Raw genomic sequence first — 16,010 nt, 5'->3', positions numbered from 1 at the left:
GTCTATGGCAAAGTTGAAAAACAAATGCCATGAATACAGTTACGACGAAAACGGTAATCTGGCCTCCATCGTTCCACCAGGCAGAGAAGCGCATCTGTTTAACTACAACGGCGTCAATCTGGAAACCGAATACACCCCACCACAAGTCGTTGCCGGGGTTAACTATACGCGTTATTTCTATAACCGTGACCAGGATCTCACCCAAGTCGTCCGTCCCGATGGCCAGAGCATCGACTTCATCTACGACAACGGCGGCCGTCTAACAACGTTGGACACGCCAACGGAACAGACCACGTATGACTACAATCCCATGACCGGCCAGCTGCGCGGTGTTTCTAACGCCGCGACCACACTCGGCTATCAGTACGACGGCATGCTACCAACAGAAACCTCATGGTCTGGCGATATCAACGGTACAGTCGCCTTCTCATATGACAATAATTTCTGGGTAAATGCCATCACCGTCAACAACGACGCCATCGGCTACGCCTACGACAACGACGGCCTACTCACCCAAGCCGGTGATTTGGTACTCGATCGCGACCTCAGCAGTAGCGTACTCCTCGGCACGGTATTAGGTTCTGTTACAACTGACCAAACCTATAACAACTTCGCCGAGCTCGACAGCTTCACCGCCAAGGCCGCAGGTAGTGTAATCTATCAAACCCAATTCACCCGTGATGTACTGGGACGTATTGTCGAGAAAACCGAAACCATCAACGGCACCACGCATCACTATGTCTACGACTACGACCTCGCCGGTCGTCTGGTCAACGTCACCAAGGACAATACCTCTGTGGCCCAATACCTCTATGATGACAATGGCAACCGCATTGGTGGTTTTAACCTTCAGGGGATGATTAACGCCAGTTACGATGCACAGGATCGTCTAACCCAATACGGCACTACACAGTACGACTACACCGCCAACGGTGAGTTACTGGCCAAGTGTTCCGGTACGTCCACTGTCGCTAGCTACGACTACGATGTGCTGGGTAATCTCCGTGCTGCCACACTGGCCGATGGTACTAACATCCACTACGTCATCGACGCCAATAACCGTCGTGTGGGTAAGAAGGTCAATGGTGCGCTGGTACAGGGTTTTCTTTATCAAGACCAACTCAACCCCATCGCCGAACTCGATGCCAACGGCAATGTTGTTGCAAGGTTTGTCTATGGTTCCAAACCCAATGTACCGGATTACATGATTAAGAACGGAAGCACCTATCGACTTCTCTCTGACCATCTGGGTAGCCCTATCCTGGTCATTGATGTACAGACCAACACCATCGCCCAACAAATGGCCTATGATGAATTCGGGAATGTGATTCAGGACAGCAACCCAGGGTTTCAGCCGTTTGGTTTTGCCGGTGGGATTTATGATCAACACACCCAACTCACGCGCTTTGGTGCGCGCGATTATGATGCACAGAGTGGCCGTTGGACGTCCAAAGACCCGATTCGGTTTCAGGGTGGGGATACGAATTTGTATGGGTATGTGTTGGGGGATTCGGTTAATTTTTTTGATCCGATAGGCTTGACAACACTCCCAGCGTCTGGACCAATAACATCGCGATATGGTCAAAGACAAAATCCAACAGGAAATGGAATGGAGGCACACACTGGAGTCGATTTTGCTAATCCAGTGAATGGTGCAGTTGTCGCTAGTGATTCTGGCTATGTCTATAGGATAAGGCAGGGGGCAAATGGACTAGCGAATTCAGTAACTATTCAACATGCTGACGGTTCCGCCGCATCGTATTCACATGTTGCTTGTAAACTTTCTGTTGGAGAAGCAGTATCGGAAGGTCAACAAATTGGCGTAACGGATTTAAGCGGAAGAAGCACTGGCGGTCATCTACACTATGAATTTTTCCAGCCTGGTCGACGTGTAGACCCATTCGATCACTTTCGAAACGCCTCACCATATCCGTCATCTTCAAAGCGTGATGGTCCTTAGTGACAAAGGCCACAAACATGAATATAAAATTGGGTTGCATTTTTTTTCTATTATTCGCTAAGTCACTAAGTGCTAGCGGCTCCAATTCCATTGAACAATTACAGGAAGTAAAGAAAATCGTATCCAATTTTTTGCATTCAGTTGAAATAAAGGATTATGCAAAAGTTGGTGATTATTTTTCTAATGACGGCGTTATAGATTCGGATACACGTATAGATTTTGATAATATTAGAGGCGACATATATAACGAGAACAGTTACATTCACCAGAGTTTATTTCGGAAGCCTAGTCATAAAGACATAGAGCTGTGTATCACTAAGCTACAAAATAAATTTTCTGTTTCTCTATATTCGTTTTTAGAAAAATACCGAGGAAACTATCAGATACAGATATCCGAAAACGATCTTTTTAGCGGATACTACGACATCTACTTAAAACCCGATCATATTGGAAAAACACATGGGCAATGTAAATTCGAGACACCGATATTTACTGTACGATATGCAGGCGGAAAAATAGGCATATCTCACTATTCTTTTTAGTCTTACCGCTTCACCTAGCTACAATCCCATCGGCTACGCCTACGACAACGACGGCCTACTCACCCAAGCCGGTGATTTGGTACTCGATCGCGACCTCAGCAGTAGCGTACTCCTCGGCACGGTATTAGGTTCTGTTACAACTGACCAAACCTATAACAACTTCGCCGAGCTCGACAGCTTCACTGCCAAGGCCGCAGGTAGTGTAATCTATCAAACCCAATTCACCCGTGATGTGCTGGGGCGTATTGTCGAGAAAACCGAAACCATCAACGGCACCACACATCACTATGTCTACGACTACGACCTCGCCGGTCGTCTGGTCAACGTCACCAAGGACAACACCTCTGTTGCCCAATACCTCTATGATGACAATGGCAACCGCATTGGTGGTTTTAACCTTCAGGGGACGATTAACGCCAGCTACGATGCACAGGATCGTTTAACCCAATACGGCACTACACAGTACGACTACACCGCCAACGGTGAGTTGCTGGCCAAGCGTTCCGGTACGTCCACTGTCGCTAGCTACGACTACGATGTGCTGGGTAATCTCCGTGCTGCCACACTGGCCGATGGTACTAACATCCACTACATCATCGACGCCAATAACCGTCGTGTGGGCAAGAAGGTCAATGGTGCGCTGGTACAGGGTTTTCTTTATCAAGACCAACTCAACCCCATCGGCGAACTCGATGCCAACGGCAATGTTGTTGCAAGGTTTGTCTATGGTTCCAAACCCAATGTACCGGATTACATGATCAAGAACGGAAGCACCTATCGACTTCTCTCAGACCATCTGGGTAGCCCTATCCTGGTGATTGATGTACAGACCAACACCATCGCCCAACAAATGGCCTATGATGAATTCGGGAATGTGATTCAGGACAGCAACCCAGGGTTTCAGCCGTTTGGATTTGCCGGTGGTATTTATGATCAACACACAAGGCTCACGCGCTTTGGTGCGCGCGATTATGATGCACAGAGTGGCCGTTGGACGGCCAAAGACCCGATTCGGTTTCAGGGTGGGGATGCGAATTTGTATGGGTATGTGTTGGGGGATGGATTGAACTTACTTGATCCAACTGGAAAAATAAAAATAAAAGAAGGCCCAAACGGCGCAGACATTTCAGGCCTAAATTATCGCTTAAACATGACTTTTCCCTACATTGATTCTGCAATAAGGCAGAATTCCAATCAATACGAAGGTGTTATTACCTCTGGGACAGATGGAATTCACATGCCTGGGTCTCTTCACTACAGTGGATACGCTGTTGATGTAAGAGGTAATAACTTTTCCACGAAACAACTACACAATATTGGCAGCGATCTTAGAAGGCTCTTAGGGTCTGACTACGATGTAATTGTCGAAACTTATCCAACGAGCCCATACAAAAACCATATTCATATTGAATATCAACCAAAAGTTAGTCCTATATATGAAAATATTCAACCACTACAGTGTCCAAATTAAGCTAGCAATTGCTGCTTTAGGAATGGTTTTCACACTTATATGGGCGGAAGTTGCGTATTCCGGTGACAAATTTGTCGAAGACAAATGGCGATTTCCTAGTGAGCAAGACATTAAATGGGATTGGCTAGAATACAAGAATATTTTGCCAGAACCATACCACGCTGCAGGGGATTTTAATGGTGATGGAAAAGTAGATGATGCATGGATACTCATCGACAAGGAAAATGAAAATTATTGGAGTCTGATCGTGTTTCTATCAACAGACGGAGACAAAAAGCGCCTAGTAAAACTTGAGGAATCCAATGCAAAGGTGCCAGCTCAAGCGTATGGTATTGTCGTAAAGCCCCCAGGCAGTTACAAGGTTGCTTGCGAAAAAGGACACGTCAGCCTAAACAATTGTAAAAATGGAAATATTTTGACTAAAAATACAAGTATAAATCTTTTCAGATTTGAGTCATCAAGTAGCATTTTCTTTTGGGAGGAAAAGTCTGCATCGTTTCTCAGATTCTGGGAAAGCGACTAGTTCGCTAAATTGCTTATACAATAGACACGGATTCTAAGAGAAAATGTACAGACCAACACCATCGCCCAACAAATGGCCTATGATGAATTCGGGAATGTGATTCAGGACAGCAACCCAGGGTTTCAGCCGTTTGGTTTTGCCGGTGGTATTTATGACCAACACACCCAACTCACGCGCTTTGGTGCACGCGATTATGATTCACAAAGTGGCCGTTGGACGTCCAAAGACCCGATTCGGTTTCAGGGTGGGGATACGAATTTGTATGGGTATGTCTTTGGAGATCCGATTAATTTTCTGGATAGCTCGGGACTGATTAAACAATGCCCGACTGAGAAAAACGAGTCCGAAATATCGAAAGGAATAGATGACAAACTAAAGAATCTATTTAGAGATGTCACTAAATCGACTACGCCAAATAACTATTACGAAAAAGTCGAAGAAGAAGCAAGAAAGAAGAATCCAAAAGGCCTTATTTGTTGTGGCATCCGTGGGCAAGCAGACCATGTAATACGTACGAACAATGGTTAACAAAATGAGCATAAGAAGAAAGTATTTTATTGTATCTCTTATTTTAATGGTGAATCGTGGGGCGGTAGCAGACTCAGGTGAGTTTCAAGAATTGCCGTATACCAAAATACAAAAGCAGAACCCTATCGAACTCATGGTATGCGCCGCGGATAATCCTCAATTTAAAGTGCTCAGCGATAAAGACTTGCAAACAATTCTATTCTTTGCAAAAAAGCACACTAAGACTTATTTGGGCATGGACGTTGACTTTAAGTTACAAAGTAGGAATTCGATAAAAGAAGTTTTCGACTTATCGGCAAGAAGGGCAATCGAATTCTTTCGTCCTTACATTTTTCACTGGAAAGTTGGATCGATAGAGACTGATTCTCTAAAGAAGTTTATCAAAGAGTCCCTATTCACAGATGAAAAATATGTCGTTGAAATGAAAAAATTCACCGTCGGTTTTTTGTTAGAAGACAAGGGCGACTTCAGCGATCAGTTAGTCAATACCGCATTGATGCGACTCTTTTATTGGCGAACAGCAAAAGATAAGGGCGGAAATTTATATGTAAACGAAGGCAATCTCAATGAGTGGCTCATGTGGCAAGCATTGGGTTATGGAAACAACACCTGCGACATTATCATAACCAATCAACTCGTTGTCAGTGCAGAATATGCACCTACGGACGTACATACACTAATACGCGGCGGAATCAGTGTAGGAAGTACGTTCTATGGGAAAAACACACATTCGAAGAAATTCGCCTTCTTGAGCACATTCCCTTTCTTCGAGTCCCACGAATATTTGTCATATCTTCGAGGAGATGAAGTATACACCCACCAAGAAGCACTCGAACTATCAGGCACATATCTTGTTCATGAATTAGGCCACATGTTACTGCATCTCGGACACCCGTTAAACCACCATGAATGTGTTATGAACCCTGTCACAATGTTAGAGTTCAAAAACTGGGCTACCGGTCTAGACGCAAGCGAGTGCAAAATTGGCAGTAGTAAATATATGACTCCAGGAACCCAAAAAATATTTTACTTTCGAAACTTGTGACGATTCTCCATATCGCCAATTACTATACTATCGTTTAACAACTTCGCCGAACTCGATGCCAACGGCAATGTTGTTGCAAGGTTTGTCTATGGTTCCAAACCCAATGTGCCGGACTACATGATTAAGAATGGAAGCACCTATCGTATTCTCTCAGACCATCTGGGTAGCCCTATCCTGGTGATTGATGTACAGATCAACACCATCGCCCAACAAATGGCCTATGATGAATTCGGGAATGTGATTCAGGACAGCAACCCAGGGTTTCAGCCGTTTGGTTTTGCCGGTGGTATTTATGACCAACACACCCAACTCACGCGCTTTGGTGCGCGCGATTATGATGCATAGAGTGGCCGTTGGACGTCCAAAGACCCGATTCGGTTTCAGGGTGGGGATACGAATTTGTATGGGTATGTTTTCGCAAATCCTGTGAACTATAAAGACGCAAATGGAATGTTCATTCCGCAATTGATCGGATTCGCTGCAGGTTTAGGTTTTGAGGGATACAACCAATACCAGGCAGGAACTTTTGATTTGGGAAGACTCGCAATGGCGGGGGCGACTGGCATTATCGGAGGTTTTGGTTCAACTGCAATTCGAGCTTTTGGTTTCGGTGCGATAGCTGGCGCAGCAAACAACACATACCAGCAACTTGACAGTTATGCGAAAGGTTGCCGCGGCGATTTCAATTTCTCGCAAGTACTACGCAGTGCGGGTCTCGGAGGAGCTGGCGGGTTATTTGGTTTAGGTGCAGGGGTAATCGGAAAAAATACGCTTAGACCGACAAATATGATTGGCCGTGACATAAACGAACGCATTTCATCGAATTACGGAGCACAAGGTTCAGCAATAGGTGCCGCCGGAGGAGCGACGATTGCAAATCAATAATTGGTTTGACCTAATATTGTACACAACCTATTCGATAGGAATAATTTTCGTTTTGATTCCTATGGGATTGAATTTAACGTTTAATAGTTTTAGATATATGTACAAAAACGGGCTTAGAAAATTCCCGAAGACCCAGAATAGGCGCATATTCGGCAATGGTCCACTTGAGATGCTATTTATTGGAGCTATTTCAATAAGCTTGTCGATTTGGTACTTATTTGTAGATAGGGGCGGGAATTTTCAGCTTTATATTAAAGAGGTCAGCGCATTTTTTTAGCTAGCCAATTTTCGCTGAGATACCAACATCCACTACATCATCGACGCCAATAACCATCGAGTGGGCAAGAAGATCAATGGTTCGCTAGTACAAGGTTTTTATACGATGTGCATGGATGCACAAGTGTCGCGAGCGCAGGACGCGCAAGAGCGACTCGAGACCAACTCAACCCCATCGCCGAACTCGACGTCAACGGCAATGTTGTTGCAAGGTTCGTCTATGGCCTCCTGTGTCAGGATAGTTGTCGCCTAGTTTGAACAAGAAGCTCAGAGTGGAGGCGGAACGAGTTATTCATTATAGTGCAGAACGAAAAGTAGCGGTTCTGAAGAAGTTGCTCCCTCCTTATAATCAGACGGTAGCAGAGGAAAACAACATATTGAACTTGATCGTTCGTTTTTCTATACTAATCAAGCAGAAAGGTTCCCCACGGATTAGATAACACTCCAAGGTAACTGTGCAGACCATTTTGCGCCACAAGAGAATATTGAGATTGATTATGGGTACTGACGCACAACTCCCGCCAACACCAGAACAGCTACCCTTCCTGAATGCTATTTGTTGGCAAACAGCGGACGTTTTTCACTTTACACCGGAAGAGATGTTGAATAGATACGAACGTGGCTGGAACTACCGAGACGTCTTTGGCGAACCGGAGGGTGCGGAGAAGGATTTTATTAAACAATTAGCGGCTGCATTCGGCTCCTGGATTAACCTTGAAATTTAATCACCCACACCATCAAAAGATTCAAAAGATTTTGCTCTCTTTAAATCCTGCGCTGTTTGAAGATACCAAAGCATACTTCGGCGGAGGCACCCTGCTCTCACTCCGATTTAACGAATATCGATGGAGCAAAGACATCGATTTTTTATGCACTGTCGGAGAAGGTTACAAGTTACTGCGGGAACTCGTAGACGACAGTGCATATGACGGTTTGTTTTTAAAAACTGATGGACTCGAATTTCCTCGCGATATAAGCACCCACCAATCCGGCATTCGATTTCCGGTCAAGGTCGATGACACTATTATCAAGTTTGAGATTGTTTTGGAAGGCAGAATTTCGCTAGGATCGCCAGAGTACCTGGACTGGTGCTTACTACCGTGTCTAAATTTGGTCGATACGTTTACCGAGAAGCTGTTGGCGAATGCCGATCGCTGGAATGACACATCGGTAGAAGCAAGAGATTTGATTGACTTGTGTGTGCTTAGAGGGCAACACAACATTCCTCAAGAATCCATTCACAAGGCAAATGCGGCCTATGAAGTTGAAAAGTCTTTAAAGCGTGCAATTAAATCATTTCAAAACAATCCAGAATTCAGAGATCGGTGTTTTACCTCGCTGCAAATAGCAGATCGCATGCAAATTCTTGAAGGCCTGGACCTACTCGCGAAAGACTTAGGCATGGCTTCGACCAAACGCACAATCGAAGAGGCACACCCCGAGCACGAAGTTTATCTCCGACACGATCATAACGACGAAAAATAAGGCCACAGATTAGAACAATGCCAATGATCGTCGTGTCGGTAAGAAATTGAATGATGCGCCGGTACAGGGTTTTTGTACGATGTGCATGGATGCATAAGTGTCGCGAGCGCAGGACGCGCAAGAGCGACCCAAGACCAACTCAACCCCATCGCCGAACTCGACGCCAACGGCAATGTTGTTACCCGGTTTGTCTATGGTTCCAAACCCCATGTACCGGATTACATGATTAAGAACGGAAGCGGCTATCGCATCCTTTCATCCCTTCTAACTGGTTAACATACGCATTATAGCCTCTTTCAATTTGGTGAAATTGTGGTTGACCTCATCAGCCTTGGCGGGTGTGTAGGGCTTGAATTGAATTACACATTATTCTTTAATTAAATATGCTATCGCATTGAATAGATTTGAAAATAGCGAGATATTCAATAAGCGAAAAGTGATATCCTTAATAATAATTCCTCCATAGAATAGGCAAGACGCACGGTATCGCTACAAACTCGTGTTTTGGTAGTAAAACTATCCGCACATACACGCTATATTGCGGAGTAAATTCCGGTCGGGTTGTTTTGATGGCAGGAAGTTGGGCCAGTTTAACTAGAACCTTTGTCTATTGAGGCTATACTTCGTGTTAACTGCGCATAAACCGAGGTTTTATCTTGGGTGCGTGGAAATAGATTCTCACAACCAAGGACATAAACGTGGCCCGTCCCGTTATCGCCGTACACAAATTCTCCTCCTGCGATGGATGTCAGCTCGCATTTCTGAATCTGGGCGAGGCATTGTTGACGCTGACCGAATTAGTCGATATCCGTCACTTTGTCGAGGCGGGGATGGTCGATGAAGAGTCGCAGGTCGATATCGCGTTTATTGAGGGTAGTGTTTCCACGGAACAGGAATTACAACGCGTGAAAAAAATACGCGCCAATAGCCACTATGTGATTGCTATCGGCGCCTGTGCCACCAGTGGTGGCATACAGGCATTGCGCAATATGAATGATACTCAGGCATGGGTGGAAGGTATTTACGCGAAACCGGAATATATTTCGACCTTGGATACGGTCACACCGATAGCGCAACACATACGCGTGGATTTTGAATTGTGGGGATGCCCGGTTTCAAGTGAACAGATCGTGGCCACGGTCAATGCCTTGTTAATGGGCGTAACACCGCAAGACAATACCGAAAAAGTGTGCATGGAGTGTAAGCGTGCGCAAAACGTCTGTATCCTGGTGACGTCGCAAACCCCTTGTCTTGGACCGGTGACGCGTGCCGGTTGTGGTGCGATTTGCCCGCAGTTTTCGCGCAATTGCTATGGCTGTTACGGGCCGTCTGTCGATAACAATACGACGTCGTTGTCGAATCGCTTTGCTGGATTTGGTTTACTCCCGGATGATATCGCCCGCCGTTTTGCGATGTTTAATAATAACGCGCCGGTGTTTCGCAATGCTGCGATCAGCGTACTGGAGCCTAAGACGTGAGTGATAAAAAAATCCGTATCAAAGTGCCAGCGCTCACCCGTGTCGAGGGTGAAGGTTCGCTTGATCTACACATCGACGACGGCAAGATCACCAAACTGCGATTGAATATCTTCGAACCGCCACGTCTTTTCGAAAAATTTCTCGAAGGCCGTCACTATTCAGAAGTACCGGATATCGTGGCGCGTATCTGCGGTATTTGTCCGGTGGCTTATCAGATGAGCGCAGTAACAGCGCTGGAATCATTGTTCGAAGTCGATCCTGGCCCATGGGTTAAGGCGATGCGGCGCTTGTTTTATTGCGGGGAATGGATAGAGAGTCATGCACTACATATCCATTTGTTAGCCGCGCCGGATTTTCTTGGCTACGAAAGCGCACCGGCGATGGCCCAGGATTATCCGGAGCAAGTGCGTCGCGGAATTCGTTTGCAACACGCGGGCAATGCGATTCTAAAACTATTGGGTGGGCGTTCCGTGCATCCCGTGGGTGTGCGCGTGGGTGGTTTTCATGCCGCGCCTGCATTGAAAGACGTAGAACAGTTATTGCAGCAATTGCGAACCGCGCTTGTCGAGGCGCAGGCATTGTTACGGTGGGTGGCGAACTTACCTATGCCGGATAACGTTCAAAACTTTTTACAGGTCGCAACGGCTTCGGCACAGGAATATCCAATGATAGGCGACGCCATCGTGACAAGTAATGGCGACACACTAGACATGGATGCCTTCGAGCAAAACTTTCAGGAAAGCCATGAGCCACACTCGACTGCTTTGTTTTGTCGTTTTCAAGACCAGGCCTATCTGGTCGGGCCATTGGCGAGAGTGAATTTACATCGACAATACTTTTCATCAGAACTACAACAGGCAATAACCGACACCGGTATCACGTTTCCCAGCAATAATATGTATCACAGCATTATTGCGCGTGCAGTAGAGATACAATTCGCTTTAATGGAGGCGATACAGATACTTGAGTCATACCAGGTACCAGCCAGTCCGTTTGTCGAGGTGGAAACCAGGGCAGGCGTAGGCTATGGTGGTAGTGAAGCGCCGAGAGGTTTGCTTTGGCATCGGTACGAAGTGGACGACGCGGGCTTAATAGTCAATGCGCGCATAGTGCCACCGACGAGTCAGAATCAGGCGCGTATAGAAGAAGATTTGCATTTTTCCATTGCACATTTTGGGTTGGATAAAGGCGAGGAAGAATTACGCCGACATGCGGAGCAAGTAATACGCAACTACGATCCCTGTATTTCATGTGCTACTCATTTTCTCGATTTGAGGATACACAAGTAATGAAAACATTGATTGTAGGGCTGGGTTCGCCCCACGGTGACGATAGGGTGGGGTGGCAGGTAATCGACGTGCTGGCAGAAAGCGGTTTCGCATTAGAGAATCGTCGACTCTTTCGTAGTAATGCCACAGCGATGGATTGGATTGCCGAGATTAAAGACAGTCAACAGATTGTATTTGTTGATGGCGTTAAAGGGCGTGGCAAGATTGGTGAAGTGGTAGTGCTTACGGAAGACGAGTTACCAAACGAAAATCTGGCTGGATCGAGTCATGCGATTTCGTTTGCAGAAAGCGTGGCATTGATGAGAAAGTTATTCAGTTTAAGCATTCCTATACATTTCGTCGGTGTGGAAATAGGCGACTCGATACCCTTTAGTGGTGTATCGGTGGACGTTGCCCAGGCTATACCGAGTATGGTGTCTGCTGTCGAAAAACTCTCTAAGGGAGCGTCCTACGATTACCAAAATATTTAGAATAGCTGATGGCAATGCAGTGCCAGCGCTACGTCCTGATTGGTTAGCTTGCCTTACGCAAGGCTTTGTCGAGGGATCTTGCCTCTGTGTATCGGTCGCGCCCATCCGACTTGGATTTATATAAAGCTTTATCAGCGGCAGAAAAGAGTTCGTTACTTGTTTTACCATCTTCAGGGTAAAGCGCAATTCCGCAGGAAATCGTCTGTTGTTCTATTCGAGTGCCGTGTTTCTCAACTGTAATTTCACGTACGGCCTGAAGGATAGACTCTACCCTCTTAATTGACAAAGAACGATCGAGACCTGGCATTACCAGTATGAACTCTTCACCACCATAGCGCCCCGGAATGTCTGATTTTCGGCAGTGCTTATTGAGTATTTCGCTGACCTCTTTCAGCATCAAATCACCGATGTCGTGACCAAAAGTGTCATTTATTTGTTTGAAGTGGTCCACGTCAAACATTAAGACTGCGATCGGGTCCTTGTTGCGCTCAGCACGATATAATTCTCTCTCAATTGATGCTTCAATGTATCGACGATTGTATAGTCCCGTTAGTGGATCTTTAACCGATTGCTCTTTCAAAGAATCGCGCAGTTTGAGGTTAGCCAATGCCATCGCCAATTGCCGTGCTACACCCTCGCATAATTCAATACGATTTTGATTGACGACTTCGTCGTGCTGGGTATTAAACCCCGAAATAGACAGTATTCCGAAGGAGTCTCCTTGCGCCTGTATTGGAATACACACGCTAGGTTTACTCGGGTTCTTTACGTGTAGGCAAAGCAACGCGGCCTGGTCCAAGAGGTTATAGTGAGTCCTTCCGCGTCTGGCAGCAATACAATCATCATGATCGAGGATAGGATCGATATTATCCTGTGAGCCCCAATATTCCATCATTAACAAACCATCGTTTGAGCGATTGTTGGCGTAGATAAAACCCATGGATTGAGGGAAAAGCTGTTTAAGCATATTCCGAGTCACTGCATACGCCTCCGAGTAACTCCTGCACACCTGAAGATAGTCGTCTAGGTCTCGGACGATACTTATTTCACGCGTACGCTCTTCCATTTCGTTGACTGTGACCTCCAGTTTTTGGTTAGCCATCAGGAGGTCTCGCTGCGCTTTCTTGCGTTGTTCCGTCTGATTAAGCGCCTGAATTATGCTTCCGCAAGTGGTTAAAATTGGGCTGAGAAATGAAACAATGCTTTGATCATAACCAAAGCGTCTATTGGCGAGCCCAAGAATACCCACCATGATGTTTCCCTGTTTTATTGGTACGCCAAGATATGTCTTGATGTTCATATGTCCCTCAGGTGTATCGCCGCTGCGATTGTCTTTTTTTGCGTCGTTGCTGATCACAGTCTCGCCGGTGAGCATCGTATGCCCAAACAAGTTTTCGGTATTGTGGAACATTAGTTTACCTGCGGCGCTTTTTCGGTACAGTTCGCGACTGTCTTCATCCCAGGAAATATCAGAAATCGCAAGCGTCTTCATCACAGGCTTGTCATTGCCGTCTGAAAATACCTGCCCGATAAAACCTATGTCGCTTTCGGTCACTTCAAGAATTTTGCTTAGCAGGGTTTCAAATACGATAGCTGGTTTTACATCTTGGATAAACTGGGATTGTGCCTCCGTAATACTGTTAAGCAACTTGTTGGTATTGTCTGATTGTTGACGTATTAACTCGCGTATGCTGACATCACGGGTAATGCCTACAAAGAATTTTTCACTGTCTTTTTCGACCATTCCTATGGCGAGTTCGATATCCATTTCCTCACCGGATTTTTTTCGTGCTTTGACTAGTCGGCCAATACCGATTATTTGTGCGTCACCGGTTTTCAGGTAGTTGTTAATATATTGGTTGTGCAGTTTGTGGTTGGTACCTTCCATTAGAATGTTGACATTCTGTCCTAATACTTCGTCAGGTGTGTAACCAAACATAGCCTCCGCCGCTTTATTAAAAGAGCGAATTATTCCCTTCCTATCGATAGTGATAATGCCATCAACGACGTTGTCGAGAATTGCTTGTGTAATGTCGGGTGTTACTTGTGACTTTTTGTTCGGCATATTCTATTTTCCTGCATTAGTATTTGTAACGACTAAAATTATGGGGGCTATAACAGACTTTCAGGTATTTTATGTTTGTTTACATTGTGGCAAGGTGGCGAGCATTCATAGAGAGGAAATCGGCGCTTTACACCGTCACCGATAGGTCTATAATTCCAGTTTTTTTGATGTGTTTTAGCTGGTGCGAAAGCGTTTAGCGCATTAGCCATGAATCTATAAGGGCTAGGAAATGAGTAAAATCAGAATGAATACCAGTATGGGGTCAATTGTGATCGAACTGGACAATGAAAAGGCGCCTGCTACTTGTGAAAATTTTGAGCAATATGTGCGAGATGGGCACTATGATGGCACTATTTTCCATCGCATTATCAATGGTTTTATGATCCAGGGTGGCGGTTTCGAGCCTGGTATGCAGCAGAAAAAAACTCGTGACCCAATCAAGAACGAAGCCAATAACGGTCTTGGCAATGACAACGGTACGATCGCTATGGCGAGAACCATGGACCCGCATTCCGCTTCGGCGCAATTCTTTATCAATGTCAAAGACAATGATTTTTTGAATTTCCGTTCTGAAACGCGTGATGGTTGGGGCTATGCCGTATTTGGCAGAGTCGTCGACGGCATGGATGTGGTAAACGAAATTAAGACTGTCGCCACCACGTCACGTATGGGACATCAAGATGTGCCGGCAGAGGATGTTCTTATCGAAAAAGCAGAGATGCTGGACGGTGAATAAATAGCCTTCTCTGTTGCTATCTCGTGAGCGATAGCAGAGTTGAAAATTCGCGATACCTGTTTTGGTTTGCAAGCCCGGCGCGTGTTTTTTTTCTGCTCTCACTCACCTGTTAGCGTATTGAAGTCAGGCTTATTTAGTGTCGTTCGTCATGACGAAATTAGTGGTTCTTTTCCTGACAAGGATTTTTAGGGGAATTCGATGATCAAATACCTGGTTTTGATAATAGGCGTGTTTTACATGCCGACGATTTTCGCGCAAGGCGCTGACGATGTGATTGGTGAGTGGTCGACGCCGGAAGAAAAATCGCGTATCGAAATATATAAATGTGGAGACCGTTTTTGCGGCAAGATAGTCTGGTTGAAAAAACCGAATTTTGAAAGCGACCATGAACGCGCGGGACAAGCAAAGACGGATTTGAAAAATCCCGACCCAACGCAACATGACAAGCCCTTGATCGGATTGCAGATCATGAAAGGGTTTGCATATGAGGGAGACAGGGTGTGGGAAGACGGTGAAATCTACGACCCTGAAAATGGCAAAACCTATTCGTGTAAAATGACCTTGGAAAATGATCGCGTCTTGAATGTTCGGGGCTATATCGGCATATCGCTTATCGGCAGAACAACGGTGTGGACACGATAGAAAACTGAATTAGTCCTCCAGTTTTCTGTTCAGAAATAACAGGCTGGCGCCATACTTTCCATGCTGTATACGTGTGATGCCGCCATTGTCGATCTGGATGTTATATAGTCCTCTCGGCGCAGCACATACCGTATGCGCGACGATGGCGCGTATGACGCCTGCATGGGCAACGATCAAACTATGTTTTCCTGAGGTTTTGGCGACGACATCATCATAGGCGCGACATACCCGGGAAATAAAACTGTCGAGATTTTCCGCGCCCTGGGGGCGGGCGTTTACTGGGTCTTGATAAAAGGCGTTGTAGGCTTCGCCGAATTCCGTTTTCACTTCCTGCCTGGTTTTGCCTTCCCAACTGCCAAATCCGATTTCTTTCAGATCTTCAACGACCACGGTATAGAGCTGCTGTTTTTGCGCCAGTGCCTCGGCAAAGTCCCGGCAGCGTTGCATGGGAGAGCTGATGATATGTTGCCATTGTTGGCGCTTACCAACGGCCGACCACATTTGTTGCCAGCCCTTTTCACTTAAGGGGTCATCAATGTTGTGACCACGGTAACGACTGCCGCCGACGGGCTCGCCATGACGGATGAGATCGATGATGGTTTCCTGCATTACGTT

At 45.9% G+C, this 16,010-nt stretch carries 16 protein-coding genes and 1 pseudogene; 15 read left to right on the top strand and 2 right to left on the bottom strand.

Annotation, left to right across the window (positions count from 1 at the left end; translation table 11 throughout):
* Positions 1–4: 4 nt before the first annotated feature.
* The 13 genes and pseudogenes from OEZ43_13505 (at position 5) to OEZ43_13445 (ending at position 11,952) form a co-directional block, all read left to right on the top strand.
* Entirely contained in the window at positions 5–1,960 is a 1,956-nt protein-coding gene (locus tag OEZ43_13505; GenBank protein ID MDH5546605.1) for a peptidoglycan DD-metalloendopeptidase family protein, read from the top strand.
* A gap of 618 nt (positions 1,961–2,578) precedes the next feature.
* Positions 2,579–3,973, top strand: coding sequence for a hypothetical protein (locus OEZ43_13500; GenBank protein ID MDH5546604.1), 1,395 nt, complete (start codon positions 2,579–2,581; stop codon positions 3,971–3,973).
* Entirely contained in the window at positions 3,939–4,496 is a 558-nt protein-coding gene (locus OEZ43_13495; protein MDH5546603.1) for a hypothetical protein, read from the top strand. Before OEZ43_13500 ends, OEZ43_13495 begins: the two co-directional genes overlap by 35 nt.
* Before the next feature lie 96 nt (positions 4,497–4,592).
* Positions 4,593–5,024: an RHS repeat-associated core domain-containing protein gene (locus OEZ43_13490; GenBank protein MDH5546602.1), complete on the top strand. Its 432-nt coding sequence runs from the start codon at positions 4,593–4,595 to the stop codon at positions 5,022–5,024.
* 4 nt (positions 5,025–5,028) lie between these two features.
* Positions 5,029–6,069, top strand: coding sequence for a hypothetical protein (locus OEZ43_13485; protein MDH5546601.1), 1,041 nt, complete (start codon positions 5,029–5,031; stop codon positions 6,067–6,069).
* 117 nt (positions 6,070–6,186) lie between these two features.
* Entirely contained in the window at positions 6,187–6,414 is a 228-nt protein-coding gene (locus OEZ43_13480; protein MDH5546600.1) for a hypothetical protein, read from the top strand.
* A 15-nt stretch (positions 6,415–6,429) separates the two neighbouring features.
* Positions 6,430–6,954: pseudogene (locus OEZ43_13475) on the top strand (hypothetical protein).
* A gap of 773 nt (positions 6,955–7,727) precedes the next feature.
* Positions 7,728–7,955: a hypothetical protein gene (locus tag OEZ43_13470; protein MDH5546599.1), complete on the top strand. Its 228-nt coding sequence runs from the start codon at positions 7,728–7,730 to the stop codon at positions 7,953–7,955.
* On the top strand, positions 7,945–8,715 hold the full coding sequence (locus tag OEZ43_13465; protein MDH5546598.1) for a nucleotidyl transferase AbiEii/AbiGii toxin family protein: 771 nt from the start codon (positions 7,945–7,947) through the stop codon (positions 8,713–8,715). Before OEZ43_13470 ends, OEZ43_13465 begins: the two co-directional genes overlap by 11 nt.
* Positions 8,716–8,796: 81 nt before the next feature.
* On the top strand, positions 8,797–8,991 hold the full coding sequence (locus OEZ43_13460) for a hypothetical protein (protein MDH5546597.1): 195 nt from the start codon (positions 8,797–8,799) through the stop codon (positions 8,989–8,991).
* Between the two features lie 416 nt (positions 8,992–9,407).
* Positions 9,408–10,193, top strand: coding sequence for a sulfhydrogenase subunit delta (locus tag OEZ43_13455; protein MDH5546596.1), 786 nt, complete (start codon positions 9,408–9,410; stop codon positions 10,191–10,193).
* The gene (locus OEZ43_13450) at positions 10,190–11,482 is read left to right on the top strand and encodes a Ni/Fe hydrogenase subunit alpha (GenBank protein MDH5546595.1); all 1,293 of its coding nucleotides are present in this window, start codon (positions 10,190–10,192) and stop codon (positions 11,480–11,482) included. Before OEZ43_13455 ends, OEZ43_13450 begins: the two co-directional genes overlap by 4 nt.
* Positions 11,482–11,952, top strand: coding sequence for a hydrogenase maturation protease (locus OEZ43_13445; GenBank protein ID MDH5546594.1), 471 nt, complete (start codon positions 11,482–11,484; stop codon positions 11,950–11,952). Before OEZ43_13450 ends, OEZ43_13445 begins: the two co-directional genes overlap by 1 nt.
* A gap of 43 nt (positions 11,953–11,995) precedes the next feature.
* On the opposite strand, the gene OEZ43_13440 is transcribed toward OEZ43_13445, so the two are convergent.
* Entirely contained in the window at positions 11,996–14,017 is a 2,022-nt protein-coding gene (locus tag OEZ43_13440) for a diguanylate cyclase (GenBank protein ID MDH5546593.1), read from the bottom strand.
* A gap of 229 nt (positions 14,018–14,246) precedes the next feature.
* Between OEZ43_13440 and OEZ43_13435 the strand changes: the two genes are divergently transcribed.
* The gene (locus tag OEZ43_13435) at positions 14,247–14,753 is read left to right on the top strand and encodes a peptidylprolyl isomerase (protein ID MDH5546592.1); all 507 of its coding nucleotides are present in this window, start codon (positions 14,247–14,249) and stop codon (positions 14,751–14,753) included.
* Between the two features lie 198 nt (positions 14,754–14,951).
* Positions 14,952–15,395 carry a DUF2147 domain-containing protein gene (locus tag OEZ43_13430; protein MDH5546591.1) on the top strand — a complete coding sequence of 148 codons (444 nt, stop codon included), beginning with the start codon at positions 14,952–14,954 and terminating at the stop codon, positions 15,393–15,395.
* A gap of 9 nt (positions 15,396–15,404) precedes the next feature.
* Here the strand turns inward: OEZ43_13430 and OEZ43_13425 are convergent, their stop codons facing one another.
* Positions 15,405–16,004, bottom strand: a complete 600-nt coding sequence (locus OEZ43_13425) for a histidine phosphatase family protein (protein ID MDH5546590.1) — start codon at positions 16,002–16,004, stop codon at positions 15,405–15,407.
* Positions 16,005–16,010 lie beyond the last annotated feature (6 nt).

The sequence above is a fragment of the Gammaproteobacteria bacterium genome (assembly GCA_029881255.1).
Lineage (GTDB): Bacteria > Pseudomonadota > Gammaproteobacteria > S012-40 > S012-40 > JAOUMY01.
This window is presented reverse-complemented; position numbering and strand designations above follow the sequence as displayed.

Excerpts from the sequence above, each read along its gene's own strand:
- OEZ43_13505 (MDH5546605.1), top strand. The coding sequence starts at position 5 with ATGGCAAAGTTGAAAAACAAATGCCATGAATACAGTTACGACGAAAAC.
- OEZ43_13495 (MDH5546603.1), top strand. The coding sequence starts at position 3,939 with ATGAAAATATTCAACCACTACAGTGTCCAAATTAAGCTAGCAATTGCT.
- OEZ43_13485 (MDH5546601.1), top strand. The coding sequence starts at position 5,029 with ATGAGCATAAGAAGAAAGTATTTTATTGTATCTCTTATTTTAATGGTG.
- OEZ43_13480 (MDH5546600.1), top strand. The coding sequence starts at position 6,187 with ATGATTAAGAATGGAAGCACCTATCGTATTCTCTCAGACCATCTGGGT.
- OEZ43_13470 (MDH5546599.1), top strand. The coding sequence starts at position 7,728 with ATGGGTACTGACGCACAACTCCCGCCAACACCAGAACAGCTACCCTTC.
- OEZ43_13445 (MDH5546594.1), top strand. The coding sequence starts at position 11,482 with ATGAAAACATTGATTGTAGGGCTGGGTTCGCCCCACGGTGACGATAGG.
- OEZ43_13440 (MDH5546593.1), bottom strand. The coding sequence starts at position 14,017 with ATGCCGAACAAAAAGTCACAAGTAACACCCGACATTACACAAGCAATT.
- OEZ43_13435 (MDH5546592.1), top strand. The coding sequence starts at position 14,247 with ATGAGTAAAATCAGAATGAATACCAGTATGGGGTCAATTGTGATCGAA.
- OEZ43_13430 (MDH5546591.1), top strand. The coding sequence starts at position 14,952 with ATGATCAAATACCTGGTTTTGATAATAGGCGTGTTTTACATGCCGACG.
- OEZ43_13425 (MDH5546590.1), bottom strand. The coding sequence starts at position 16,004 with ATGCAGGAAACCATCATCGATCTCATCCGTCATGGCGAGCCCGTCGGC.